Here is a 25,849-nt window from a genome sequence, read left to right as displayed (position 1 = left end):
GCCGTTTTCTTTTGTCAACGTTTTATTATTCTGTTGTTCTTTTTAAAGAACAATGTTATTATGTAAAATACAGGGAGGGAATTTAATTGAAAACAAATGATGAAATTATGGATATACTCGATCGACTAAAAAGAGAAAATAACCTTTCAATTAGCGAAATTGCACGACGTGTTGGTATGGCAAAATCAGCCGTTTCTAAATATTTTACCCGACAAAGAAAATTCCCTTTAAATCGTATTGAAGATTTTGCTAACGCCTTTAATGTCAGTGCAGATTATATTTTAGAATACGGCAAAAAACAGACTTATTCTGAAGAAATTATAAATGTTCCTGTTATTCAATCAATTACAAACGACTCTACTATCATCGCTGAAGCAAGCCCTGAAACTTACTATCCTACTGCTTCTTTTGATTTACCAAAAGGCCAATTATTTTATTTTAAAATGAACGATATCAGTATGGAGCCAATAATTCCTAAAGAAGCCAACGTTCTCATTAAAGTACAAAATAAAACCAATGATGAACAAATTGTAGCTGTGACCTTAAATGATAATCCAACACTATTTTTAAGAAAAATTAGAAAACAAGATGGTTTTATTCTTTTATTAGCAGAAAATCCAGATTATGCCCCCATTATCGTTACTAAAGAGGACTCTATGAAGGTCATTGGAAAAGCCATTCGGGTAAGTTATGATATTTAAAAAATTAAAATAAGGATTTTAAAGGAGAATTTTATGCAAACACCAGAGACAGTTTTACATTTTTGGTTTCATGAATTAGCCCCAGAGCAACAATTCAATAGTGGTAGTGAAATCGATCAATTAATTACAGAGTGGTTCAAAGAACTGCATCTACAAGCTAGCCAGGGTGAACTTGACAGCTGGCGTTCTAGTATCCAAGGTCGTTTAGCAGAAATTATTTTACTTGATCAGTTTTCTCGCAATATTTATCGCGGACAAGCAAAATCATTTGCTTTTGACTCTATGGCCTTAGTTTTGTCCCAAGAGTCATTAAAAACCGAACAAGCACAAAGTCTAACACCAGATGAACTTGGTTTTTTGTTAATGCCATTTATGCATTCTGAATCCAAAAAGATCCACCAAACAGCTATAAGCTTATTTGATCAACCAGGCTTAGAACTATATTTAGACTATGAAAAACGCCACAAGAAAATTATCGACCGTTTTGGTAGATATCCACACCGCAACGCGATCTTAAAAAGAGTATCAAGCGAGGAAGAGCAAGAGTTTCTGACTGAACCAGGTAGTTCTTTTTAGTAGTAATTAATAAAATAACCGAACGATAAAAAGAGGCCATTGAAGTTTTTTCGTGAAAATCACGACAGTTAATAGATCTCAGCAATATCGTTCGGTTATTTTGTTTTACTTATTCCGAAGTTTTTATCTCAAACCTTCGCCTTTTTATCCTTTTTGCTTTGTGTTAATTTATGCATAAAATTCTCCTAAATTTTATTTATAGTCATGAATTGTTACACCCTTAACGACACGGTTTACTGTTCCTGTAGCAGATGGCGTATCTGGTGTATTTTTTAATTTCAAAGAAGTCATAATTGCAACAGTTTGAGCAAATACAATATCTGCTAAAGCTAAATAACCGTCTGGCAACAGTCTTTGTTCTTCTGAGAAAGTAAACTGAGTTCCTGTAAAATTACATTCTCCCATTTGACCAATAGCAATGACATCTTTTACAATTTCGTCTGTTTTCACTTCTTCAAGAATATCTAAATCATAATCACGAGTATATTCGTTGTTATTTACGAAGCCAAATACGATTGTTTTATCATTAACAAATGATTTAGGTCCATGACGAAAACCCATAGAAGAATCAAAAACGGTCGCTATCTGTCCTGCTGTTAGTTCTAAAATCTTCAATTGTGCTTCCCGTGTTAATCCTGAAAGACTTCCCGAACCAAGATAAACAATACGGGCAAAATCCTGATCAACAATCTCTTGTACTTCATTTTCACGAGTAATCACTTCTTTTGCCATATTACTTAGCTTTTGTACATCGCTTGCTTTTTGCTCTTGACTGCTTGTGTCAAAAATCAGTAAAGAGGTCAAAGTCATGCAGGTAAAACTACCCGTCATCGCAAAACCATCATCATTTGAACGCGCAGGAGTTAAAAATAAGAAATTATTGTCTTCCTCTTTACTACGTTTTGCCAACGCGCCTTCAGGTGCACAGGTTACAGTTAAATGATGAATATTTTTAACCACTTGATTTGCTACATCTACTGCTGCAATACTTTCTGGACTATTACCACTTCTGGCAAATGAAACTAACAATGTCGGTTCTTTTTCAAACAGGTATTCTGTAGGGCGAGCCACTAGATCCGTTGTGCCAATACTTTGAAAAATATATTTTTGTGTATCCCCTTTCAAATTTAAATAAGGTACTAGCGTGTCTCCAACATATTGAGATGTCCCTGCTCCAGTAAAAACTACCCTGATTTTTTGTCCGTCAGCACTTGCTTCTACCTTCGATAAAAATTCTTTAATGTCTGTTTTTATATCCTCATAAAGCGCTAAATTTTCTTTCCAAAGCTCAGGCTGTTGTTTGATTTCCCTACTGGTAATTTCACCCCCTTTTTTCTTTAATTCTTCTGTTGATAATGAAAACACCATTTATCTTCCTCCTTTTTTTAATTCCTTACATGACGAATTTTATAATGAAATTGATCTGCCCTAGCAATACTTAACGTAAATTCAATCACTTCATTTTTCATATTATAAGTTAACCGACTTAGATGTAGCACCGGTGAACCTGAATAAATCTGTAAAACCTCAGCATCCTCTTTTGTAGCAATACTTGCATAAAATTCTTCATCTGCTAAACGAATTTTTTGTTCAAAGTCTTCGGAAAAAACATCATATAAAGGTTTTTGTAATAGCTGTTTTTTTGTTAGTGATAAAAAAGGTCTTATCGGTAAATATGAAGTCTCTACCATCAAAGGTTCATCATCTGCTAAGCGTAGCCTTTTCAACTTATAAACTGTTTTCCCTAAAGAAGTTTGTAAGGCCTCTGCGATCTGTTTATCAGCTTCAACTTGTTCAAAAGCCAAAATGTGAGTCTGAGGTTTTCTGCCCAATTTTTTCATCTGTTCGGTAAAACTATAAACCCCAGCTAAATCAGCCGTTTGCTTAGATAGCTCAGATACAAAAGTCCCTTTGCCATGACGACGGTAAACATAACCATCGCTTTCTAATTCTTGCAAAGCTAAACGTACCGTAGTACGACTAACACCGAATCTTTTTTCTATTTCTCTTTCAGAAGGTAGTTTATCATGTGCAAGCAGTTTATTTTCAATTTGATTTTTTAAAAAATCCACTAATTGATAATACAAAGGTTGACTATTAAATGTATGTTTCATAACTACCTCCTTGTAACTGGTTATAACCACGATGCAAGTATAAGCGGATCCTGTTAAAATGTCAAATAAGTATAGCTTATTTGACTTAGGATAACATTCTGCTAGAAAGCGTCACATCAATCAATGACTGCTTTCTTATTTTTAATCAATTAAAAAAGTCACTGGTTTATCAGTTTTAAACCAATGACTTTTTAGTTTCAATAGGTATTTTTCAATACCACTATCTCCTTAAAATTCATTACATGTACAGATATTTTACCCTCTTCAACAATAAGTAAAAATCTGCTAAAGACTCTAAAAGAGTTAACTTTAGCAGATTTTTATATACTTTTTATAGACGTATGGGTGTTGCAGTCTTGTTTAACACTTCATTCAATTCATCTATATTTTGCTTTCCTTGCGTTTGTAACACTCAACAGCTTCTTTTTTTCCATTTTGGACAAATACAGGAACGCCATCTGCCCATGTTGCACGACCACATAAAAGTATTCTGAAGAATACACCTTTATTAAAGTAAAAAATAACTACGGATAAAATAAAATAAAATCATTTTATCCGTAGTTATAGTTATTTATGTCTAAAATTTACCCAATCACTTCCACCAGCGCGTCAAAAAATAGTGCACTAGAAGCAGCACCTGGATCAATGTGCCCTTTCGAACGTTCGCCTAAATAAGAGGCACGCCCTTTTTTTGCGATCAAATCTTTGGTGTGTTCTTTGGCTTTTTCGATCTGATCTTTAATCAGTTTACCTTCTTTTAAGCTTTGTGCAACGGGCTCCCAAACGTCTACCATGGTTTTATCTTCAAATTCGGTTTTTCCTCTTTTTTTAATTCCCGCTAAACCTTGTTCAATAATTGAACCTAATTGTTCATAAGAATCAATCGTTTCAATTCCTTTCGTTTCTTTGACCATATTCATCAGTGCCGACCCATATAATGGCCCCGAAGCGCCACCGACTTTAGAAATCATCGCCATAGAAAACACTTGAAAAGTATCACTGATTGTTTCAGGCTGCTTTTGTTCAAATGATTCTTCATAGGCATTGACACCACGAGCCATATTGTTGCCATGGTCGCCATCGCCAATAGGCGTATCTAAATCACTCAAATAACCTTTATTTTCTTTAATTTTTTTCGTAAATTTCGTAAACCAAGTTTGCACATCTTCAACTGTTAATTGCATAAAAATCCTCCTCACCAAGAAATCGTAGTGACTTCACTTTCCAGCGCATCTTTGATCGTTTCATCTTCTAAATCAATCAAAGTTAAAGAAACACCTTCCATATCAAGAGAAGTCATGTAATTGCCCACTTTATGGAATGTCACTTCAATATTTTGCTCTTTTAATAAGTTTAAAACATCGTTCATGAAAATAAACTGTTCCATTAATGGCGTACCACCCATACCATTTACGAGAACCCCTACTTTTTGAGGTTGCTTTTCATAGTCCGCTAAAATTTTTGTGGTGAGTTCTTTGGCCAAACCTTTAGACGGTTGAATTTTTTCGCGACGATAACCTGCTTCTCCATGGATGCCAACACCATATTCAATTTCATCTTCGGCCAACTCAAAGCCTGGCTTTCCAACTTCTGGTACAGTCGCTGCGTGCAAGGCTAAACCGATCGTCTTAATTTTTTTAACCACTTCATCGCCGCGTTTTTTTAGTTCTTCTAATGAAGCACCTGCTCGTGCAGCATCGCCTAAAATTTTATGCACTAAAACTGTGCCAGCCACGCCGCGTTTACCGGCTGTAAATTCACTATCTTCTACAGCAATATCATCATCTATGACCACAATTTCGGATTGGATATCGTCCATTTCCGCCATCTCTTGCGCCATTTCAAAATTTAAATTATCGCCCGTATAATTTTTGACCAGAAGTAAGACGCCTTCTCCTTGATCCGCTTCTTTCATGGCAATTTGAATTTGATCCGGTGTCGGTGAAGTAAAAACATCACCCGCGACAGCAGCACTCAACATGCCATCACCCACAAAACCTGCGTGAGAAGGTTCATGCCCACTACCGCCCCCGGAAACCAGCGCAACTTGTTTTTTACTTTCATTTTTTGCGATCACACGAGAATCTTCTACGCGATGAACAAGTTTAGGATAACTGGCCGACAGTCCCCTTAACATCTCTTCAATAATATCATCTGTTTGATTAATAATTTTTTTCATTGTTTGCCCTCCAATTTATTTTTACGAACTCCAGTCTTTTTCCCCGGCTTTTTTAGCTTCTGCCATAATCTGTTCAAGATCATTTGAACTCCCTGCAGTAATCGCTGCTGCAAATGCGCCTTCAACAAGTGGACCATCGACAAGATAATAACGTTCTTGTTGGTCTTCTTCTAGCATATCTTTTGCCATTTCAGCGTTGAGAATTGCACTACCGATATCAGCAAAAACCAAGAAAGTATCCTCTTTAGAAGCTTCGTTTACTGCATCTACAATTTTCGTCGGATCAGAACCTATTTCATCTTCTGTCGTACCACCTAGTGAATAAATGGATACATCATCGGAAGTTTGCATTTGTTCAATCATTTTTTTAATCCCATCAGTAATTTCCTTACTGTGCGAAATGAGTAAAAAACTAGTCTTCATCTTATTATGCTCCTTTACTTGAAACTGACAGTTAAGCTTTTGCGTTTATTTCATTTGCAAAAGTAAACGTTTTATTCAATTTCAATCATATCATAGCTCAAAAAAAATAACAATTTTTTGAAATAGCTTTTGCTTTGATTATCAAACAATCTAACCATTAGCTTGGCACATGGCCCCTTATCAGATTGACTTTGGGCCGTTAGCATAGCTTTTGGTCCTTCTTTTAACTGGGTTTAGGCCAAGTTCTCCACTTGTGGCCCTTCTTTTGATTATCCTTAGGCCAATTGTTTCTCCTTTGGTCCCAACTCAGAATGACTTTAGACCAACTTCTCCCTTTATATTTAGAGATATAAAAATAAAAATTTCCAAGCAAAAAACCAGCGAATTTATATCCGCTGGTTTTAGTCATCTGTTATCTTTTTTCTACATCACGTACAGCTTGTTGTGCACCTACGTTAATAATACTCCAAGGTCGATCGAAATCTGGTTGGAAGAAGAAATCTGCATAAGCCAGATCATCTAGGGTTAATTTTTCTTGAATAGCTAAAGAAAGAGCATTGATATTTTGTGTAACGTCTTCTTTAGACATGATTTGTGCTCCTAGAACTCGTGTTGTTTCTGGATCATAAGTTAATTTGAAGTAAACTTGCGCATTGCCATATTTATCAGGTACAAATGGTGGGCGATAACTATCTGTTACCAGAGTAGACATTGTTTCTACCCCGTAGTTACCAGCAGTACCTTCTTTGATTCCTGTGGATGCAAATTTATAATCAAATAATGAAAGTGCGCTTGAACCTGAAACACTTGGAACTGCTTTATTGTAACCTAAGGCATTTTTAGCAGCGAAGCGTCCTTGTCGTCTTGCGTTAGATGCTAAAGCAATGCGAGAAGGCGTACCATCGGTTGGCGCAAATTTTACTAAAGTTGCATCTCCTACTGCATAAACATCTGGTGCACTTGTTTGCAAGTAATCATCAATGTCAATTAAACCACCAGCTGTTAGATCTAATGTCCCATCTAACCATTCTGTATTTGGTTTGATTCCTGCGGTTACTACAACTAAGTCTGCTGGATATGTTGCTTGGTCCGTCACAACTTTAGTGACTTTACCATCTTTTCCTTCAAAACGTTGAATGTTTTGACTCGTAGCCGCTGTGATATTATTCTTTTCTATCTCTTCGGTCAAAATATCGGTAAATTCTTTATCCAAGTGGGTGTCTAATATCCTTGGCAAAACATCAATAAGTGTAACCTTTTTCCCAGCTTTGGCAAAAACTTCTGCAGCTTCAATACCAATATAGCCGGCACCCACAACAACAACGTTATTTACGTCAGGTTCGACCGTTTTACGTTTTATCTTGATTGCCCAGTCACGACCGCGCATTGCATATATATTTTCTAAATCATTTCCTTCGACCGGTAGTGTTGCAGGAACAGCACCGGAACTTAGAATTAATTTATCGTAATTTTCATCGCGCTCTGTCCCATCGCGATGGTTGACCACGTGAACTGTATGATTGTCTGGATCAACAGCTGTGATTTCTTGTTCAACAAATACTGAAACTCCTTTTGAACGCATTTTTTCAGGAGTTGCATAGCTGACATCATTTACATTTTTTACATAGCCTTCAAGGTATAATTGCATACCACAAGACAAGAATGAAATAAAGTCGCCTTTCTCATACCATTGGATTTCTGTATCTGGCTCGTCCATTAATAATTCACGAACTGCTTCATATCCACCGTGGGAAGATCCAACAACAATAACTTTCATGTGATTCCCTCCATTGATTAAAATTTCCGATGTGAAAACATCTACTTTTACTTTAAAACAGAAGCCGTTTTATTGCAAACAAATCATTTTAACAGTTGCGCAATCAAACTTTTGCCATATTCCATTTTTCGCCTGAAATTTCACAAGAAAATGGTGATATGACTTGTTTATAAGAATTAATTCACATGGAAACAACTATTATTAAATTTTTTTGTTAAATAAAAATAAAAAAATTTTTTAAAGATTTTGCGTATTTACTTATAAAGTAGAATTTAATGTTAATCAACATTACCTGTTCGCTATTTGAACAGATATCTTTTACATACATAATTTTCATAAAACTTTACATATCACATGTTACGCGTTACACTAGTAAATGTAGGTATTTAAGTAAAAAATACTAAAAAGGAGTATTTATATGTCAGTAAATATCGATTCAAAAGAATATCTAGAAAGAATGAACGCATGGTGGCGCGCAGCAAATTATATTTCTGTCGCACAAATTTTTCTAAGAGACAATCCTTTATTACGTCGTCCTCTTGAAAAAGAAGATATAAAAATTAATCCTATTGGTCATTGGGGAACTATCTCAGGACAAAACTTTATCTATGTTCATTTAAATCGTGTGATTAATAAATATGGTTTAAACATGTTCTACATTGAAGGACCAGGACATGGTGGACAAGTAATGGTATCTAACTCCTATATTGATGGTAGTTATTCAGAAATTTATCCAGATGTCACACAAGATGAAGCGGGTTTGAAAAAATTATTTAAACAATTTTCTTTTCCTGGTGGTATGGGTTCTCACGCAGCACCAGAAACGCCAGGTTCAATCCACGAAGGTGGCGAATTGGGCTATTCAATGTCCCATGCTGTTGGTGCGGTTTTAGATAACCCAGATGTTATTGCAGCAACAGTTATTGGCGATGGTGAAGCAGAAACAGGTTCACTGGCCGCTAGCTGGATGTCTAATAACTTTATTAACCCTGTAAATGATGGTGCAGTTTTGCCTATTTTAAACCTAAATGGTGCTAAAATCGCTAATCCTACTGTGCTAGCGCGTAAAAGCGATAAAGATTTGCAGAAATATTTTGAAGGCTTGGGCTGGAAACCTTACTTTGTTGAAGGTGACGACCCTGAAAAAATGCATCCATTAATGGCAGAAACATTGGACGCTGTTATTAATGAAATTCAATCGATTCAAAAAGAAGCTCGTAAAGGTTCAGCTGAAGATGTAGCTATGCCGCATTGGCCAGTCATTGTTTTCCGTACGCCAAAAGGTTGGGAAGGCCCAGAAAAATGGGATAATGAACAAATTGCTGGGACTTTCCGTGCGCACCAAGTACCAATTCCGGTAGATGCAAGTCATATGGAATATGCAAATGACCTAGCAAAATGGTTGAAATCTTACCGTCCTGAAGAATTGTTTGATGAAAATGGCACGATTATTGATGCAATTAAAGAACTTTCGCCTAAAGGTGACAATAGAATGTCAGTTAACCCTATTACTAATGGCGGACTTGACCCTAAAGCTCTTAATATGCCCGATTGGCACACGCATGCAGTAGACACCAGCAAGCGCGGTACAGATAAAGCACAAGATATGTCTGTTCTAGGTGGTTTTATTGCAGATATTATGGAAAATAATCCTAAAAATTTCCGTATTTTTGGACCAGATGAAACAAAATCAAATCGTTTAAACAAAGTATTCGACGTTACAAATCGGCAATGGGTAGAACCTAGAGAATTATCCGATGAATGGCAATCTGCTGTGGGTCGTGTGATTGATGGACAATTATCAGAACACCAAGCTGAAGGTTTCTTAGAAGGTTATACTCTTACTGGACGTCATGGTTTCTTTGCAAGCTATGAAGCTTTCTTGCGGATCGTAGATTCAATGTTAACACAACACTTTAAGTGGATTAGAAAAGCAAATGAAAAAAGCTGGCGTAAGAAATATCCATCTTTGAATGTAATTTCTTCATCAACAGCGTTCCAACAAGACCATAATGGATATACTCATCAAGACCCAGGCGTTATTACTCATTTAGCTGAGAAAAAACCTGAATATATTAGAGAATATTTCCCGGCTGATGCAAACAGCTTGATGGCTGTTATGGATAAAGCTTTAAAAGATGAAAATGTCATCAACTTGATTACATCTAGTAAGCATCCAAGACCACAATTTTATTCCGTCGAAGAAGCACAAGAACTTGTCGATTACGGCGTGAAGAAAATTGATTGGGCAAGTAACGATCAAGACAGCGAACCTGATATCGTATTTGCAGCTGCTGGTTCGGAACCAAACTTAGAAGCGTTAGCAGCTATCTCGATCTTACATGAACAATTCCCTGAAATGAAGATTCGTTTTATTAACGTTGTCGATCTTTTGAAACTACGTCATCCTGATGTAGACCCACGTGGTTTAAGCGATGAAGCATTTGATGAATTGTTTACAACAGATAAACCTGTTATCTTTAACTTCCACGGTTATGAAGGATTGATTCGTGACATCTTCTTTACACGGCACAACCGTAATCTAAGCATTCATGGCTATCGTGAAGATGGAGACATCACAACACCATTTGATATGCGGGTTAAAAATGAATTGGATCGCTTCCATTTGGTCAAAGACGCTGCTAATACCATTTATGCAGAAAAAGCAGCTGATTTTATTCAAGAAATGGATAAAACTTTACAATATCATCATGATTATATTCGTGAAAATGGTGATGATATTAGTGAAGTACAAAATTGGGAATGGAAAGATTTGAAGTAATCTCACCCAAACAAAAAATATCCGCGCTCAATTAAAATTTGAGCACGGATATTTTTTATATTTCTTTACTTATTTGCCAATAACCAGTCTTCTTGTATAAACTGCTTGACCTGAATGCATGTCAGCATCATCAATAATAGAAACAATACGTGCCTGCCGAGTAACTACAGGTGTCCAATTTCTATCGATGACTTCATCAAGCGTATCATCATTTAGTTGTTCCAGATAAGATTTTGTCAACTTAACAGCCGCATCTAAATAATCAACTAATAGTTGTCTATCATTGACTTTTACTTTCGCCGCTTCTTCAGGTGTGTGTATATAGTCTTGTGTATCATCTGGCAAGTCTAAGGAAAACTTCGTATTCCAACCATCGCTTGTCCACATAGGTTCATTCCCCTTAAGTTCTGAAATTTGCAGGTCCAGCTCTCTTGCTGTATGCCACATAAGCCAAGTAACAGACTTGATAATCGACGTAGGCATCGTATTTGCTCGTTCCATATCCATTTGATCCAGCGTATCAACAAGACGTTCTTGCGCACGATCTAAAGTATCCATAGACATTTGTGTACTTTGCATATTATCTCCTCCATTTTTATTTATAAATTATTACTCATCAAATAAAACGTTCCACTTTCAATCTAACACAGCTGGCAAATCACAACAAATTATTAACTTTTGTTGTATGTAAAAAAGCACCTAAGTAAAAAAGTTTACTTAGATGCTTTGATCTTTAATCAATATATTGTTCTAATGTTTGTTGCACTTGTTCTTTTGGATGGAAGCCTACTAATGTTTCAACAACTTCTCCATCTTTTTTAATCATTAAAGTAGGAATACTCATAATGCCAAATTGACTTGGTGTTTCTGGATTTTCGTCGATATCCATTTTGTTGAAAGCCACTTTATCGCCAATTTCTTCTGACAATTGTTCAATTGCTGGAGATTGCATCTTACATGGACCACACCAAGTTGCCCAAAAATCAGTTAGCGTTACTCCATTCGCTGTGTCTTTTTCAAAAGTTTGATCTGTTGTTACATCTACAGACATAATAAAAATCCTCCTTATAATAATTCTCATTTTTTAAATGTTTACTCTGTTTTTAGTGCTTCGGTAATATCTTCTTCCATTTTCTCTAGCTTGGTTTGTGGCGCGTATCGTTTAATAACTTCTCCGTCTCGCCCCACTAGAAATTTCGTAAAATTCCATTTAATCTTTCCATGACCAGCTGCCTCTTTTAAGTGGGTAAATAGCGGGTCTTCTTTGTTTCCATTTACTTCAACCCTTTTAGTCATTGGGAAAGTAACGCCATAATGGACTTTACAATAATTATCTGTTTCATCATCACTGTCTAGTTCTTGATGAAATTGGTTTGAAGGCAAACCTAACACTTCAAATCCTTGATCCTTATATTTTTGATAGAAAGATTCAAGTGTCTCAAGTTGAGGCGCAAGTCCACATTTACTAGCAGTGTTTACAATGACAACAACCTTGCCTTTGTAATCACTTAACTCAAGCGTTTCTCCGTTCATTTCTGTTTCCTTGAAATCATAAATTGTTGCCATGGTAAACCACTTCCCTTTCAAAAATGTGATTAAACCGTCTCTTGCGTTGTTTGTTCCAAGTAATTTTTCAAGCCATCCATCAAGTATTTATTATCTTCTAACATACGATAATACTGATCAGTGCTTATTCCAGCCTGTTCATTACATTTCTCAAGACAATTTTCGACTGCTGCTTTTTGTTCTCTACCTTTTTCAGTAAGCTGTATTGTCAATTGACGTTGATCATTTTCAGCTCGACAACGAGTCAACCAACCCGCACTTTCGAGTCGTTTTAACAACGGCGTTAAGGTGTTACTTGCCAAATCCAATTCTTTTGCTAAATCACTTAGCGTTTTACAATCTTGCTGCCAAAGAGCTAACAATACTATATACTGTGTATAAGTCAAATGGTAAGGTTCTAATGCTTTTTGATAGTATTTAGCAAAAAGCCGATTGACATTGTAAATCGAAAAACAAAGTTGGTCAGCTAATCTTGTATCTGTCATATCTTTCATCTAAAGCCACCCTTTGTTCTGATTATTTACACATTTGCTGCTTCAGTCTTTGCTTCTAATTCAGTAATGTATTGATAAGCTTTTTGTCCAGCAATCCCACCATCATTGGTTGCAGTAACTACTTGGCGCAATTCTTTCTTGCGAATATCACCTATAGCAAAAATACCAGGAATTGTTGTTTCCATATTTTCATTGGTAACAAACCAACCATTCTCATCGGTAATATTCAAAGATCTAAACGGCTCACTCATCGGTTCAATACCTACATAAATAAAAATGCCGCCTGCATCAGCAGTGAAAGGTTCTCCTGTTTTGTTGTTAACTCCCTTAACACCCGTTACTTTGTTACCATCACCGGTGATTTCTTGGACATTACTATCCCAAATGAAATCAATTTTATCATTCTTAAATGCACGGTCTTGGATAATTTGTTGTGCTCTTAATTCGTCACGGCGATGAATAATTGTTACTTTATCAACCAAACGTGTGAGGTATTCTCCTTCTTCTACTGCAGAATCGCCGCCGCCTATAACAACTACATGTTGATTACGGAAAAAGGCGCCATCACAAACAGCACAATTTGATACACCGCGTCCTCGATATTCTTCTTCGCCCGGAACACCTAGATCGCGATAATTCGAACCTGTCCCAATAATAATCGCTTTAGTTTCATAATTATCTGCATCAGTTTCGATGGTTTTATAATCACCATGATCAGTCACTGATTTAACCGTCCCATAACCAAAATCAGCACCAAATTGAATGGCTGAATCATACATTTCTTGTGATAAATCAGGTCCTAAAATAGATTTAAAACCAGGATAATTTTCAATTTCAGCTGTATTATTCATTTGTCCACCATAAATACCCCGATCGAGTAACATGACAGATAAATTTGCTCTTGAAGCATAAAGTGCTGCAGTCATACCTGCGGGTCCTGCTCCGATAATGACTACATCATATTTTTTTGCCATTTAAACACTTCCTTTATCCCAACATTCAATCGCGCACGATTGATTCTGTTTCTATACTAAACTTATTCTATAATTTTCGCAATTATTTTGTTTAACTTTCATTACAATAAATCAATCCTAACATTTATTGAACGATTTGTACTTCCAAAGCTTCTGAAAAATGCAATTGCCCATCTTTGGTAATTACCAAACCATCTAATTCATCCGCTTGATTTAAAATATCAATAATTTCATCCGGCTGTTTACCAAACAAACGGGTCGTCCAAATCTCGCCATCTACTGATTTAGCAGAAACAATTGTTACACTCGCTAAATTAGTTTCAAGCGGAAAACCTGTTTCTTGATCAAAAATATGATGGAAAGTTTGTCCATTGATCGTATTCATCCGTTCATAAATTCCCGAGGTAACCACTGACTTATCTTTTACCTTAACAACTGCTTTTAGTTCTCCTCTTTTTGAAAACGGACTTTGAATACCAATACGCCAACAACCATCTTCATGTTTGGGCGCAGGTCCATAAGTTAACACATTCCCTCCCAAATCAATTAAGGCCGAATATACACCATTTTCTTTAAAGAAAGTTAACAGTTTATCCGCAAAATAGCCTTTAGCGATAGCACCCAAATCTAAAGACATTCCTTTTTTCTCTAAAAAGACGGTCTTCGCTTCTTCATTTATATAGATATTTTGCGGATCAATTCGTTGTAACAATAATTGAATCATCTGATCTGACGGACGGTTGGCATTATCAAAACCGATACGCCAAGCTTGAATCAACGGTCCAATAGCAATATTTAAAAAACTATCTTTGGGCAAACTATGTTTTTTTCCTAATTGGATCAATTCAAATAATTCATCATCAGCCTTTACAGGTGCCACACCTGCTTGGTGATTGATTACCATTAGTTCTGAAGCATCATCATTTGCGCTAAAACGTTTTTCATAATCAATGAGACGATTCTCAGCTTCTGGCAATAGTTCATCTGCTTGTTCATGTTGAACCCATAGTTTAATGACTGTTCCCATCAAGTAACAGGTACGTCTTTCTTCATTCATAACTTCCCTGCTTTCTTTTTGTTAAAATTAATCGATAACCCTCTAAAAAACTCGTCGCAAATGCCGGCTGGTTTTTCACATAGATTTTCCCAAATTCATCAAGTAAGCCATGGAATTCTTGCGCTTGTTCTAGGCTAAAATTGTCTAATACTGGTATAAGTTTTTTTAATGAGCGATAATTTTTGATTCCTTCCACCTGCAAAAAAGTAAATAATTTTTGTGTATATTTATCCGCTACAAATACTTTTTCATCAAACACGTAAAGCAGTAATACGTCTGCAGTTTCCTCGCCAATTCCATGTAAAGACAGTAACTGTTGACGTAATTTCCCTTGATGGGCTATTTTTATTTTTTCTAAGTCAAAGTTATATTCCCGCAACCACTGAAATACGTCCATAATTGCTTTACTTTTATTTTTATAAAACCCACTAGGACGAATCAAATGTATTAATTGTTCATTGTTTAGCTGACTCACTTTTTCAGGTAGGTAAGCTGTTTTTTCTTTAATATTAGCTAAAGACTTTTCTACATTCTTCCAATTTGTATTTTGAACTAAGATGGCGCCTAAAATAATTTCAAACTTACTATCTGCTGGCCACCATCCTTGCGGTCCCATTATAGCTAGCATTTTTTGATACAATTGATATAATGTTAGATACTGCATATTTACTTCTCTTTCCTATTTTATCTATTTATTTTAACATAAATCCTTCCTAAGATTGACCGCTTATTTATAAAAAAACAGACTAAAGAATGCAACAAAGTCTTCAGTCTGTAAAAGTACAATTTTTTATTTTTCTGGTATTTCAAGTGCTAAAAGATTAGCGTATTGTTGAGAGCCATGCATATCGCTTTCTCCAACTGATCCTTGTGGCCAAGGTCGTGGGATCGTGATTTTAATTCCTCGAGCTGCTTTTATCTGTTCAAAAGCAATAATATCGTTTACATCTATTTGGTATAATTTAGCAAAGCTTTCTTTGGTTAAAACCTTACTGCTTACAAAATATTCATAGTCCTCTAAATTAGCAAAAAGAATATCAAAGGTTAACTCAAAAGGTCCTGAGTTCTTACTACGAATAACACGGGCATAGTCTTGTAATTTTATCATCTTCCCACCTCCTGCATTCTTACTGGAAATTGTCCTACAGGATCATCAATTTCTAATAAATGATAAACATTAAACTGACAAACTTTTCCTAATGGAATCTCTAAAGGAGTAAATGGCATACCAATATTTCCAGAAGTTGCAACACGTCCAGGATAACCGTAATGTAGTAATGTTGTGCGAATACGATTCACTACTAAATGTGCCATCTCTTGTGTAGGAGAGGCAACTTCTGCAATAACACACATTTCGTGTCCAACTTCATCGGCTAAACTTTCCAAATTTTTCATTGTAGCGTTTTTTCCATAGGGATGGAAAATTATTTGAGATTGTGCACATTCCTCTGGCAATTCTTTTTCTGTTTGATTTTTGACATAATCTAGTGCTTCATCTATCTGTGAAATTAATATGGGATCACGCAGGCCCATTACCGTAATCGAACGATAACCAGTAACTTTAGCGCCTTCTAGTTTAACTGTATACTGCTCATCTTTTATAAAACGACTTCCAGAAACCCGGGTAATACGATCTGTTTCAGCATTAAATTCACACGCTTCTAGATTTAACACGCCACCCGGACCAGGTAAGTTTAAGGCGCTACTTTTTTCATACATCGTATGTGCCGCCACGGTATGTGGCATCGCTTTAGCATTCGGGTCCATCGGCTCAATCAAAAAATGATCAGAACGCAAAGTCCCCAGAACTGTTTTACCTGCTGGCACACAACAGATTGCTCCACATTCGATAATTTTTCCCATATGCCAAGCTAATGCTGGATCAAAACCATAATACATCCCTAAAGCAGCTGTTGGTGAAGGATCATAAGTGCGTCCTGCAATAATCACATCCGGTTTGTTTTCTGCTTGTAATAGAGCTAGATAAGGCTCTGCCCCCATTTGTGCGGTGATCACTGTTGTTTGTTCTATTTATTCCAAGTTTAATTCGGGCACATTTTGCATAGCCGTTATCTTCTCATCGTTTAAAGCGCTAGCAATTTCGGTTTTAGGAATGTCACTATAAATTCTTGCAACACTGGCTGACAAATTTTGTTCTTTTGCAATTTGTTCGACCATTTCGGCGAATAAATCAACGTGCTGATTGCTACCATCGCCTCCTGCTGAACTTACAATTAAAGGTATCCCTGCTTTTTTAGCTGCTGGCACTAAAATAGAAAGCTCCTTATAATAAGCAGACTCAGGACAAGTCATTTCCCCTAAAGCTAGTTTTTGTGGACCGGAATCAGTAGAACCTGCATCAACAACAATACCATGAGGCTGCCTTTTCATTCCTCGCTCAAAATCTTCTAATGAAAATCCATAACCTAACATCCCATTAGAAACCATTATACGTAATTCATCCATCCTATCTTTTACCTCCCTTTCATATATGACTCATAATTATTGTATACTCAAATAGAATAAACGTCTAACGTATTTTTTAATCGTTTATTTTGAATCTTGATAGAAAATTGAATGACTGTCCTGTCTTTCATAATTATTGGAGGCAACTCCTTTTATATCGCGCCAATAACTTTGCAGATTGGTGGCACTTCGCTCGACTTCCCTCCAATATTTTACAGATTGGTGATACTTCGCTCGACTTCCCTCCAATATTTTATAGATTGGTGGCACTTCGCTCGGTTTTCAATAACCTTCCTTGTTGAGTCTAGGTTTAAATCTGCTATTGAAAAAGCTTAGCAGACAGAATTATTGAATTTTTCACAAATTCTGCTATAATGAACACAAGTTCTCAATAGCTGTTTGGACGTTTCCTGCACAATATTTGAGAGCTATTTTTATGAAGATAAATAAGGTGATCAAAACGAATCAAAAAATAAAAAACAAATTAGCCTTACTTCCTGATCAACCTGGTTGCTATATTATGAAAGATCAAACAGGGACGATCATATACATCGGCAAAGCCAAAATCTTAAAAAATCGTGTACGTTCTTATTTTACTGGCGGTCACGATACAAAAACTGAACACCTAGTAAGCGAGATTGCTGATTTTGAATACATTGTTACTGAATCAAATATTGAAGCACTGTTATTAGAAAATAATTTAATTAAAGAAAACTTGCCTCGTTACAATATCATGTTGAAAGATGACAAAACTTATCCTTTCATCAAAATTACCAATGAGAAATATCCGCGACTTTTGATTACTCGTAAAGTATTAAAAGATGGGGCAGAGTATTTCGGTCCTTATCCTGATATAGGTGCTGCTAATGAAACCAAAAAGATCTTAGACCGTATTTTTCCTTTACGTAAATGTGGACCTCATCAAAAAACGCCTTGTTTGTATTACCATCTAGGACAATGTTTGTGTCCATATGCTTTTGATGTTGACCCAGCGGTTTATAAAGGTATTGTAAAAGAAATCAAACACTTTTTTAACGGCGGTTATAAAGATGTTCAAACAGCATTAAAGGGACAAATGGATGAGGCTGCTGAAAATATGGAATTTGAGAAAGCGGCAGAACTACGTGATCAGATCAATTCCATCGATACGATTATGACTCGCCAAAAAATGACCTCTACTGATTTAAAAGATAAAGATGTCTTTGGCTATACAGTAGATAAAGGTTGGATGTGTGTCCAAGCATTCTTTATCCGACAAGGAAGAATGATTCAACGCGATGCATCAATTTTTCCGTTTTATAAAGAAGAAACAGATGATTTCTTGACATTTATCGGTCAATTTTATCAAAAAAATGAACACTTTATTCCCAAAGAGATCTTAATTCCAAATGATATTGATAAAACAGCGGCAGAAGCATTATTAGATACGAAAATTTTACAACCACAACGTGGCCAAAAGAAAAAATTAGTTGAATTAGCGAATAAAAATGCGCAGGTTGGCTTGCAAGAAAAATTTGATTTGATCGAACGAGCACAAGAACGGACAGTAGGTGCTGTTGAAAGATTAGGACAAGCACTTAATATTCCTACTCCTATACGTATTGAAGCCTTTGATAATTCAAATACTATGGGAACAAATCCAGTTTCTGCGATGGTCGCTTTTGTGGATGGTAAACCTGCAAAAAAAGATTATCGTAAATACAAAATTAAGACGGTCGAAGGACCGGATGATTATGCTTCGATGCGTGAAGTGATTTATCGTCGTTACTCGCGCGTACTAAAAGAAGAAGGTATTCTACCTGATTTAATTTTAATTGATGGCGGTAAAGGGCAAGTAGATGCGGCCAAAGAAGTATTAGAAAATCAACTGGGTGTAGATATTCCTGTCGCAGGTTTGGCTAAAGATGATAAACACAAAACTAGTGAACTATTGTTTGGAGAAGAGCTGACTCCTGTGCCTCTTGATCGTAGCTCTACTGAATTTTTCTTGCTGCAACGGATTCAGGATGAAGTACACCGTTTCGTTATAAATTTTCACCGTCAACTACGAAGCAAAAACAGTTTCTCTTCAAAATTAGATGAAGTTACAGGACTAGGGCCAAAACGAAAGAAAAAATTGCTGAAAAAATTTAAGTCCTTAAAAGGAATCCAACAAGCATCCCTTGAAGACTTACAAGAAGCAGGAATTCCTAAAAAAGTGGCTGAAACAGTTATGGAAGAATTGGCTCCTGTAAAAAAATAACAAAAGACCGCGAAGTTTGTATCTCGTTTAAAAGTAATACAAACTTTATCGCGATCTTTTTTTAGTAGTTTTATCTTATAAATACGCGATTAAACAAAGGTTTCATCTTGTTTTTCTTCCTTAATAAGAAGAAAAAGACTGTAACGGATGAGTATGTAAATACATAAAAAAATAGCAAGAATAATCTGTATATTGGCTATCACAGTAATTATTTTGCTAAAACTATAACCTTGTATTATAAAAAATTCCGCTGCTTTTTTTGTCGCTAAAGCAGAGATGGCAAAGGGAAACGTCGCTGCAGAAAAAGTAGGAAAAAAGATTTGGTGGTTCATACGAATAAAAAAGTAATAGCCTGAAAATGTACTCACTAAGGATAGACTCAGCAATACACCGACTACTTCAACAGAAGGATTTAAAAATGACGATAAATACCCTGCTAAACACAAATTAGCAGGTGCTGCAATAATCATATTCGTAGGTTGTAAAAATATAGACATTTTTTTGATAACAAAAATACGATATATAACCGGTAGTAATAAAATAGCAAAAAACACAAATCCTAAATAAAATAAAATTTTTCCTAAGGTTAACATCGCAAAAACAGGCGCCGTTACACTAGCGACAACAAAGCCCACAAACGGTATAAAGTAAGTAGCGCAAAATCCTTCCCAAGTATACCTACGCACAAAATTGTTGATAATAAAAATTAACAAGATAAAGTGCAGAACTAAGCCAATGAACCATATAAACTTGGCGAAATTTTCATTTAAAAAAAGTAAATAAGTTGAAAAAACGATCAAAACCATAGGAAAAGTTGCAGAACTGCTTGCAATAATAGGATTTGTTAACTCTAATCTCACTAGTTTAGCTGATGTAAATAGTTTGATTATAATTAATATTAAAATAAGACTAGCAATTATACCACAGAAAATATACATTACAGAGGATATCTCTTTTAAGATATTTCCCCAAGTTAAAAAAGCAAGAGCCACTCCAGCGATAGGTAAAGGTAATTTCTGCATAAGTTAATCCTTACTCTCCTCTCCTACAATAGGTAAATCTTTTTCTCTTGCTATGATGCGCGCCAAATCCTCTGCTACTTCACCTGTAAAACGCACACATTGTTTTTTATGTTCAGGAGAACCCATTTCAAATTTGTGAGTTAAAATACTACAGCAAGCAACTCGATTACGTGCTAAAAATTTCTTATGTAATTCTTGGGATAGTTCCAATGTTTTTTCACTTTTATCTCTTTGCCCCCCAGTGGTTCGTCCAAAAGCGTATCCAATACACATTACACCACCTGAAATCGCACCACACATACATTTGCTACGACCTACTCCAATGGGAAAACCTGAAGCTGCCGCAATCAGCTCTTCAGGCATATCATCTAAAAGCGTTTCTTTAAATGCGGATACAATTCCTTCTGAACAATACATGCCCCCATCACGATAATTTTCTTCAGCTGCTTCTCGGATCTTTTTTACATCAATTTCTTTTAACATTTTTTCGCTCCTTAATAAACTTTCTGCTATCTCAAACAAAGTATAACACTTTCCAAGAGCTATTAAAATATTTTTTTGCGCAACTAATTATTTTTTATTTCACTTTATGCCATCTTCTCCGAATTTCTCCTCTTAAATATTGGTAGAACAAAAAACGTTGTCGATATCTTTTGATCCGCTTATATCTTTTTGGATTCTTTTTATAAAATTGTTGATAATGATTTTCAACTGGCCAAAAAGTACTAATTGCTTTAATTTCTGTGATGATCGGTTGCTTATATCTAGCTGATTCAATCATTTTTTGCTTTGATTTTTCTGCAATTTTTCGTTGCTGCTCATTTCTTACAAAAATAATCGGGCGATATTGATTCCCTCTATCTTGAAATTGGCCTTGGTTATCTGTTGGATCAATAAGTTGCCAATATAAATCCACTAGTTCTTGATAGCTAATCTTGCGCGTATCAAATATGATTTCAACCGCTTCAACGTGCCCTGTGCCGCCACTAAGAACTTCATCATAACTTGGCTGTTGAGTGTCGCCTCCGGTAAATCCTGATAAAACAGAATCAATACCTGCTCTTGTTTCAAAGGGCTCTACCATACACCAAAAGCAACCACCGCCAAATACTGCGTAATCTTGATGAGTGAAATCTTTAATCCTATGTTTTGAAAAATCAAACGCTTCTTCTGCAGATTCTCCTAATATTTTTAAATAAAAATCTGCGACATCTCCAGTCAAGTTATCCCGCAGCGCAAGCGGACGTAATTTTTCTTCCAATTTTGCCATCTGAACTTTGAAGTTCTCATTTGTTTCTAAGGCATCTTTTGTGGTTGTTAGTACAGTTCGCTCCCAATCCCGTGTATCTTTATTCAAAATAAGATTATAAAGTTCTCTTAGCGTTTCTTCCCTTGTTAGATTCATATCCACCCCTCCTAAGAGAATTAGTCAAAAAATACAACAACAATTTTTACAATATGTATTTCAAAGTAAATCATCCTGCTAATACTATTATAAACACTCATTTTTTATACTGCTAATATTCAACATCGTGTATCCAACAAAGTAAGTAGTCCCTTATAAAAAACAAAACTTTTCAAAAAAGTTGTAAAACTAAACAAGAATAATATTCTTTAAAAGAATATGTAGGTTATAAAAGGTTATTTTTAATAATTTCTATATTGGTATTAATATCTAAAGTTCCATCTACTATTAAATCTGCTTCTTGAATGACAAAATTTTCATAATCTATAAAAATCGGTCGTCCAAAATTTAAATAGTGTTCTGTCACACTTTTTATACTACTAGCAGTTTCATCTTTAAAATCTCGTAATAACCTACGAGCAAAACAAATATCTAAAGGGGTTTTTACATAGATTACTTTATCAATGATCGCTTTGATAGATTTATGTTTATAACCAAAAGGAAAATCAACAAATAAGTAAGCATAACTACCGTATGCCATTTTTAAATCTTCTAATAGTGCACTAATATCATATTGATTTACAGCTAATTGAATAGGCGTATATAAAGAAGGCGTAGAAGGAAGCACATCAATATCATAATCATCAAAAAATAAGCATTTGCTATTTGTATAATTTTTTGCAAGTTCTCGAACAACAGTCGTTTTTCCACTACCACCCATACCACTAACAATAACTACTTTACTATTTGTCATTTAATAATGTCCTCCTATATTAAAACCAATAGACGCTAACTATTTACTTATGATAAGGCTCACCACGATTGATTCGAAAAGCACGATAAATTTGTTCAACTAGAATCAGCCGCATCAACTGATGAGGATAGGTCATTTTTCCAAAAGAGAGCTGTGCGTTACTTCTTTTTAAAACTTCTTCACTCAGTCCTAAAGAACCTCCGATAACAAAAGTTAAATGACTCCTTCCTCCTATTGTTAATTGATCTATTTGTTTTGCAAAGGCTTCGCTAGAAGGATTTTTCCCATCAATTGCTAAAGCAAATAAGAACTCTGTATCACGGACTTTTGCTAAGATGCGCTCCCCTTCTTTATCTTTCACTTTTTTCATTTCTGCTTCGCTCAGATTTTCTGGTGCTTTTTCGTCTGTAACTTCAATCAATTCAATCTTTGTGTATGCTTGCAGCCGTTTGGTATATTCTTGAATTCCTTGGACAAGATATTTTTCTTTTAATTTTCCTACACTAATAATTTTAATATTCATAAAAGACTCCTTTTCAATTTTCAACAAAGTTATTCACAATTTAAACAGACTTATCCCCAGTTTTCTGTGGATAACATCCCTTTTATCATAAGGTTTTTTATACGAACGTATGTTTTTAACAAAAATATCCACTTTATCCACACCCCTGTGGATAAAAAACACTTCACTTATACACAAGTTTTCCGCAAAATTTTACACAGCTTTTGTGGAATTTTTTTCTTCATTTTTTTGAAATTTTTTTATCCCAAGTTTTTCATAATTCTTTCAAAGTCTGGCAGTAGACTAAACTTACCTGATAATATTATACTAGGAGTATAGCAATTACCAAGGAGGTAATGATCATGGCAAAAAAGAATGTAACACCTGATTCTAAAAAAGGCGGGTGGATTAAAAAATTCGGAATTGGCCTATTAGGTGGATTAATAGGCGGGTTACTTGTCATTGGCGGCTTTTATTATTTTTCTAATGGTAACCCATTTCAAACAAATGAAGCAACTTCTTCATCTGGCGTAACAGATAATAACGACGACGTACAGGTCAGTGATGTTAAAGTTGATGCCGATAGTGATACCACAGACGCTGTAGAAAATGTACAAAATGCTGTCGTTTCAGTGATCAATTTACAAAACTCTTCTCCTCAAGAAAGCGGAGGTATTTTTGGCACCGAGCAACCAGAAGGCAACTCTGAAGACGACGAGGAGCCAGCTGGTGAAGGTAGTGGTGTGATTTACAAAGAAGATGGCGGCGATGCCTACATTGTAACAAATAATCACGTAGTTGCCGGACAAAGTGGCTTAGAAGTAGTTATGGCAGACGGTAGTAGAGAACAAGCAGAATTAGTAGGTACTGATGCTTATACTGACTTAGCCGTATTAAAAATTTCTTCTGATAATGTAGACACAGTAGCTACATTCGGTGATTCTGATGAATTACAAGTAGGTGAACCAGCGATCGCTATTGGTTCTCCTCTAGGTTCTGATTATGCTAATTCAGTAACCCAAGGAATTATTTCTTCAGTCAATCGTTTAGTATCCAGAAAAAATGAATCTGGCGAAGATGTGAGCACAAATGCTATTCAAACGGACGCTGCAATCAACCCAGGAAATTCTGGCGGGCCATTGGTCAATGCTGGTGGACAAGTTGTTGGAATTAACTCCAGTAAAATTGCTAGTTCCGGACAAGCTGGCGTAAGTGTTGAAGGCATGGGCTTTGCTATTCCAAGTAATGATGTAACAGATATTATTAATGAATTGGAAGAAAATGGTGAAATTGCTCGTCCAGCGTTAGGCATCTCCATGCTTGATTTAAATACCATTCCTACAGAACAAAGACAACGTGTTTTACAAATCCCTGAGGATGTAGAAAACGGCGTTGTTGTAGAAAACCCTGGCGATGGCACACCAGCAAGTGATGCAGGATTAGAACAATATGATGTTATTACAAAAGTTGACGATAAAGAAATAAAAGATTCTACTGAGCTACGTGCCGCTTTATATGAAAAATCAGTAGGAGATACTTTGAAATTGACTTTTTATCGACAAGATGACGCACAATCTGTAAATGTTAAACTATCAGAAGATCAATCAATCATTGAAAGCAACAACGAATAAAACATAGAAAAAGCGAGGTCGAAATAAAAACGACCTCGCTTTTTTATGCTTTCACACTAAACGGTTCTCCTACAACAGTACCTTGCGCTAGTTCTAGTATTCCACGCTTTTCAGAAGCGTTAGGTAAATGTAGTTCTCTAGCCGAACAAATCATACCAAAACTTTCAACACCCCGCAGTTTTCCTGGCCAAATTATACTACCATCTGGCATCATCGCTCCAGGTTTAGCAACGACAACTTTCAACCCTCGACGAATATTAGGCGCACCGCATACAATCTGCAGTGTTTCTTCGTGATCAACTTCAACTTCAGTAACCGATAAATGATCACTATCTTTATGGGGTTCACAAGTTTTCACATAACCCACAACAAAGCTAGCTTGTTGTTTGACAGCTAATGTTTCAGTAAATCCAGCTTCTTCTATCACTTGATTTAATACCTTCATTTGTTCTTTAGTAAGTTGCACTTGTCCAATATCTTGTAAAGCCATCAGTTGTGAAATACCAAAAATATTCCATCCAACTGTGCGCTTATCTTCTGTTTGAATACGCGCAACTCTTCCCTTGCGTGTAACTTCTTGAATCATTCCTTTATCATCATCTGTAACAATCAATAATGTATCACCGACATAGGCTGGATTATAAGCAAAAATCAAAATTGTTCCTCCTAAAAATTCATTTCACAGCGTATTTTTTCCGTCATTATGTCTAAGATTCCTCTATACTTGGCGTAATCACCAAAACATCACAAGGTGCTTGGCGGATAACATAGCTTGCTATACTACCAGTAATAAAACGTTCTACAGCATTTAAACCAGATTGACCCACCATAATTAAATCTACACCATATTTTTCTGGAAGTTCAACAGTTAAAACATTTTTAGCTGATCCATAGACTACTAATCCTTCAACATTTTCAAAAGAAACGGAGTTGGCGTATGCTTTACATTCTTCGATCAATTCATTCGCATCTTTTTCTTCTTGAGCAAGCACTGATTCACCCAAAGGAGCAAACCCCATTGTTGAAGGAACTTGTTGTTCAATTACTTTAACTACCAGCACGCGTCCATTGTTTCTTCTGGCAACCTCAATCGCTTTTTCAAATGCTTCGTTTGCTTGAGAAGAACCATCCACGCCAACTAGAACGGTTTGATATGTTTGATCCATTTTTCTCACCCTTTGTAT

Annotated in this window: 28 protein-coding genes; 5 read left to right on the top strand and 23 right to left on the bottom strand. The window is 35.8% G+C overall.

The window, feature by feature from the left end:
• The first annotated feature begins 86 nt into the window (after positions 1-86).
• On the top strand, positions 87-701 hold the full coding sequence (locus tag AC806_RS01265; protein ID WP_069028580.1) for a LexA family protein: 615 nt from the start codon (positions 87-89) through the stop codon (positions 699-701).
• 33 nt (positions 702-734) lie between these two features.
• Positions 735-1,277, top strand: coding sequence for a DUF924 family protein (locus tag AC806_RS01260; protein ID WP_014123673.1), 543 nt, complete (start codon positions 735-737; stop codon positions 1,275-1,277).
• A gap of 192 nt (positions 1,278-1,469) precedes the next feature.
• Here AC806_RS01260 and AC806_RS01255 read toward each other — a convergent pair whose 3' ends face one another.
• The 6 genes from AC806_RS01255 to AC806_RS01225 all read right to left on the bottom strand — a co-directional run bounded on the left by AC806_RS01255 (position 1,470) and on the right by AC806_RS01225 (position 7,770).
• Positions 1,470-2,642: an SIS domain-containing protein gene (locus AC806_RS01255; RefSeq protein ID WP_041591879.1), complete on the bottom strand. Its 1,173-nt coding sequence runs from the start codon at positions 2,640-2,642 to the stop codon at positions 1,470-1,472.
• A 20-nt stretch (positions 2,643-2,662) separates the two neighbouring features.
• Complete coding sequence (locus tag AC806_RS01250; protein ID WP_069028579.1) at positions 2,663-3,391, bottom strand: GntR family transcriptional regulator; 729 nt, start codon at positions 3,389-3,391, stop codon at positions 2,663-2,665.
• Positions 3,392-3,975: 584 nt separating this feature from the next.
• Positions 3,976-4,575, bottom strand: coding sequence for a dihydroxyacetone kinase subunit DhaL (dhaL, locus tag AC806_RS01245; RefSeq protein WP_014123670.1), 600 nt, complete (start codon positions 4,573-4,575; stop codon positions 3,976-3,978).
• An 11-nt stretch (positions 4,576-4,586) separates the two neighbouring features.
• Positions 4,587-5,570: a dihydroxyacetone kinase subunit DhaK gene (gene dhaK, locus AC806_RS01240; RefSeq protein WP_014123669.1), complete on the bottom strand. Its 984-nt coding sequence runs from the start codon at positions 5,568-5,570 to the stop codon at positions 4,587-4,589.
• Between the two features lie 21 nt (positions 5,571-5,591).
• On the bottom strand, positions 5,592-5,993 hold the full coding sequence (gene dhaM / locus AC806_RS01235) for a dihydroxyacetone kinase phosphoryl donor subunit DhaM (RefSeq protein WP_014123668.1): 402 nt from the start codon (positions 5,991-5,993) through the stop codon (positions 5,592-5,594).
• Between the two features lie 412 nt (positions 5,994-6,405).
• The gene (locus tag AC806_RS01225; protein WP_069028578.1) at positions 6,406-7,770 is read right to left on the bottom strand and encodes an FAD-dependent oxidoreductase; all 1,365 of its coding nucleotides are present in this window, start codon (positions 7,768-7,770) and stop codon (positions 6,406-6,408) included.
• Between the two features lie 418 nt (positions 7,771-8,188).
• Between AC806_RS01225 and AC806_RS01220 the strand changes: the two genes are divergently transcribed.
• Positions 8,189-10,552 carry a phosphoketolase family protein gene (locus tag AC806_RS01220; protein ID WP_069028577.1) on the top strand — a complete coding sequence of 788 codons (2,364 nt, stop codon included), beginning with the start codon at positions 8,189-8,191 and terminating at the stop codon, positions 10,550-10,552.
• Positions 10,553-10,621: 69 nt separating this feature from the next.
• On the opposite strand, the gene AC806_RS01215 is transcribed toward AC806_RS01220, so the two are convergent.
• From AC806_RS01215 to AC806_RS11965, 10 genes are all read right to left on the bottom strand, one after another.
• Entirely contained in the window at positions 10,622-11,131 is a 510-nt protein-coding gene (locus AC806_RS01215) for a DinB family protein (RefSeq protein ID WP_061840679.1), read from the bottom strand.
• 154 nt (positions 11,132-11,285) lie between these two features.
• Positions 11,286-11,603 (bottom strand): thioredoxin, encoded by a 318-nt coding sequence (gene trxA, locus AC806_RS01210; RefSeq protein WP_014123664.1) that lies wholly within the window; start codon positions 11,601-11,603, stop codon positions 11,286-11,288.
• Between the two features lie 41 nt (positions 11,604-11,644).
• Positions 11,645-12,118: a glutathione peroxidase gene (locus AC806_RS01205; RefSeq protein ID WP_061840680.1), complete on the bottom strand. Its 474-nt coding sequence runs from the start codon at positions 12,116-12,118 to the stop codon at positions 11,645-11,647.
• A 29-nt stretch (positions 12,119-12,147) separates the two neighbouring features.
• On the bottom strand, positions 12,148-12,612 hold the full coding sequence (locus AC806_RS01200) for a MarR family winged helix-turn-helix transcriptional regulator (protein WP_014123662.1): 465 nt from the start codon (positions 12,610-12,612) through the stop codon (positions 12,148-12,150).
• A gap of 26 nt (positions 12,613-12,638) precedes the next feature.
• Positions 12,639-13,586: a thioredoxin-disulfide reductase gene (gene trxB / locus AC806_RS01195; RefSeq protein ID WP_014123661.1), complete on the bottom strand. Its 948-nt coding sequence runs from the start codon at positions 13,584-13,586 to the stop codon at positions 12,639-12,641.
• Positions 13,587-13,710: 124 nt separating this feature from the next.
• Entirely contained in the window at positions 13,711-14,643 is a 933-nt protein-coding gene (locus tag AC806_RS01190) for an FAD:protein FMN transferase (protein WP_069028576.1), read from the bottom strand.
• Positions 14,636-15,307 (bottom strand): endonuclease III domain-containing protein, encoded by a 672-nt coding sequence (locus AC806_RS01185; RefSeq protein WP_069028575.1) that lies wholly within the window; start codon positions 15,305-15,307, stop codon positions 14,636-14,638. Before AC806_RS01185 ends, AC806_RS01190 begins: the two co-directional genes overlap by 8 nt.
• A gap of 126 nt (positions 15,308-15,433) precedes the next feature.
• A complete protein-coding gene (locus AC806_RS01180; protein WP_014123658.1) occupies positions 15,434-15,751 on the bottom strand; it encodes a DUF4387 domain-containing protein in 318 nt (105 codons plus the stop codon).
• Complete coding sequence (locus AC806_RS01175; RefSeq protein WP_197492661.1) at positions 15,748-16,659, bottom strand: acyclic terpene utilization AtuA family protein; 912 nt, start codon at positions 16,657-16,659, stop codon at positions 15,748-15,750. Before AC806_RS01175 ends, AC806_RS01180 begins: the two co-directional genes overlap by 4 nt.
• A gap of 15 nt (positions 16,660-16,674) precedes the next feature.
• Complete coding sequence (locus AC806_RS11965; RefSeq protein ID WP_197492660.1) at positions 16,675-17,109, bottom strand: hypothetical protein; 435 nt, start codon at positions 17,107-17,109, stop codon at positions 16,675-16,677.
• 436 nt (positions 17,110-17,545) lie between these two features.
• Between AC806_RS11965 and uvrC the strand changes: the two genes are divergently transcribed.
• The gene (gene uvrC, locus AC806_RS01170) at positions 17,546-19,351 is read left to right on the top strand and encodes an excinuclease ABC subunit UvrC (protein WP_069028574.1); all 1,806 of its coding nucleotides are present in this window, start codon (positions 17,546-17,548) and stop codon (positions 19,349-19,351) included.
• A gap of 89 nt (positions 19,352-19,440) precedes the next feature.
• Here uvrC and AC806_RS01165 read toward each other — a convergent pair whose 3' ends face one another.
• From AC806_RS01165 to rlmH, 5 genes are all read right to left on the bottom strand, one after another.
• Complete coding sequence (locus tag AC806_RS01165) at positions 19,441-20,373, bottom strand: TDT family transporter (RefSeq protein ID WP_069028573.1); 933 nt, start codon at positions 20,371-20,373, stop codon at positions 19,441-19,443.
• 3 nt (positions 20,374-20,376) lie between these two features.
• The gene (locus AC806_RS01160; protein ID WP_069028572.1) at positions 20,377-20,856 is read right to left on the bottom strand and encodes a C-GCAxxG-C-C family protein; all 480 of its coding nucleotides are present in this window, start codon (positions 20,854-20,856) and stop codon (positions 20,377-20,379) included.
• Between the two features lie 94 nt (positions 20,857-20,950).
• Positions 20,951-21,778, bottom strand: a complete 828-nt coding sequence (msrA, locus tag AC806_RS01155; protein WP_069028571.1) for a peptide-methionine (S)-S-oxide reductase MsrA — start codon at positions 21,776-21,778, stop codon at positions 20,951-20,953.
• 226 nt (positions 21,779-22,004) lie between these two features.
• Positions 22,005-22,532: a nucleoside/nucleotide kinase family protein gene (locus AC806_RS01150; protein WP_061840689.1), complete on the bottom strand. Its 528-nt coding sequence runs from the start codon at positions 22,530-22,532 to the stop codon at positions 22,005-22,007.
• A 43-nt stretch (positions 22,533-22,575) separates the two neighbouring features.
• Positions 22,576-23,055 carry a 23S rRNA (pseudouridine(1915)-N(3))-methyltransferase RlmH gene (gene rlmH, locus AC806_RS01145; RefSeq protein WP_069028570.1) on the bottom strand — a complete coding sequence of 160 codons (480 nt, stop codon included), beginning with the start codon at positions 23,053-23,055 and terminating at the stop codon, positions 22,576-22,578.
• 341 nt (positions 23,056-23,396) lie between these two features.
• Here rlmH and AC806_RS01140 point away from each other — a divergent pair, with 341 nt between their 5' ends.
• On the top strand, positions 23,397-24,665 hold the full coding sequence (locus AC806_RS01140; RefSeq protein WP_069028569.1) for a S1C family serine protease: 1,269 nt from the start codon (positions 23,397-23,399) through the stop codon (positions 24,663-24,665).
• 43 nt (positions 24,666-24,708) lie between these two features.
• Here AC806_RS01140 and ytpR read toward each other — a convergent pair whose 3' ends face one another.
• Both ytpR and AC806_RS01130 read right to left on the bottom strand, forming a co-directional pair.
• Positions 24,709-25,320, bottom strand: coding sequence for a YtpR family tRNA-binding protein (gene ytpR / locus AC806_RS01135; RefSeq protein ID WP_014123649.1), 612 nt, complete (start codon positions 25,318-25,320; stop codon positions 24,709-24,711).
• Between the two features lie 52 nt (positions 25,321-25,372).
• Positions 25,373-25,831 carry a universal stress protein gene (locus AC806_RS01130; protein WP_014123648.1) on the bottom strand — a complete coding sequence of 153 codons (459 nt, stop codon included), beginning with the start codon at positions 25,829-25,831 and terminating at the stop codon, positions 25,373-25,375.
• Positions 25,832-25,849: the final 18 nt, after the last annotated feature.

This window comes from Tetragenococcus halophilus (genome assembly GCF_001712815.1).
GTDB lineage: Bacteria > Bacillota > Bacilli > Lactobacillales > Enterococcaceae > Tetragenococcus > Tetragenococcus halophilus.
This window is presented reverse-complemented; position numbering and strand designations above follow the sequence as displayed.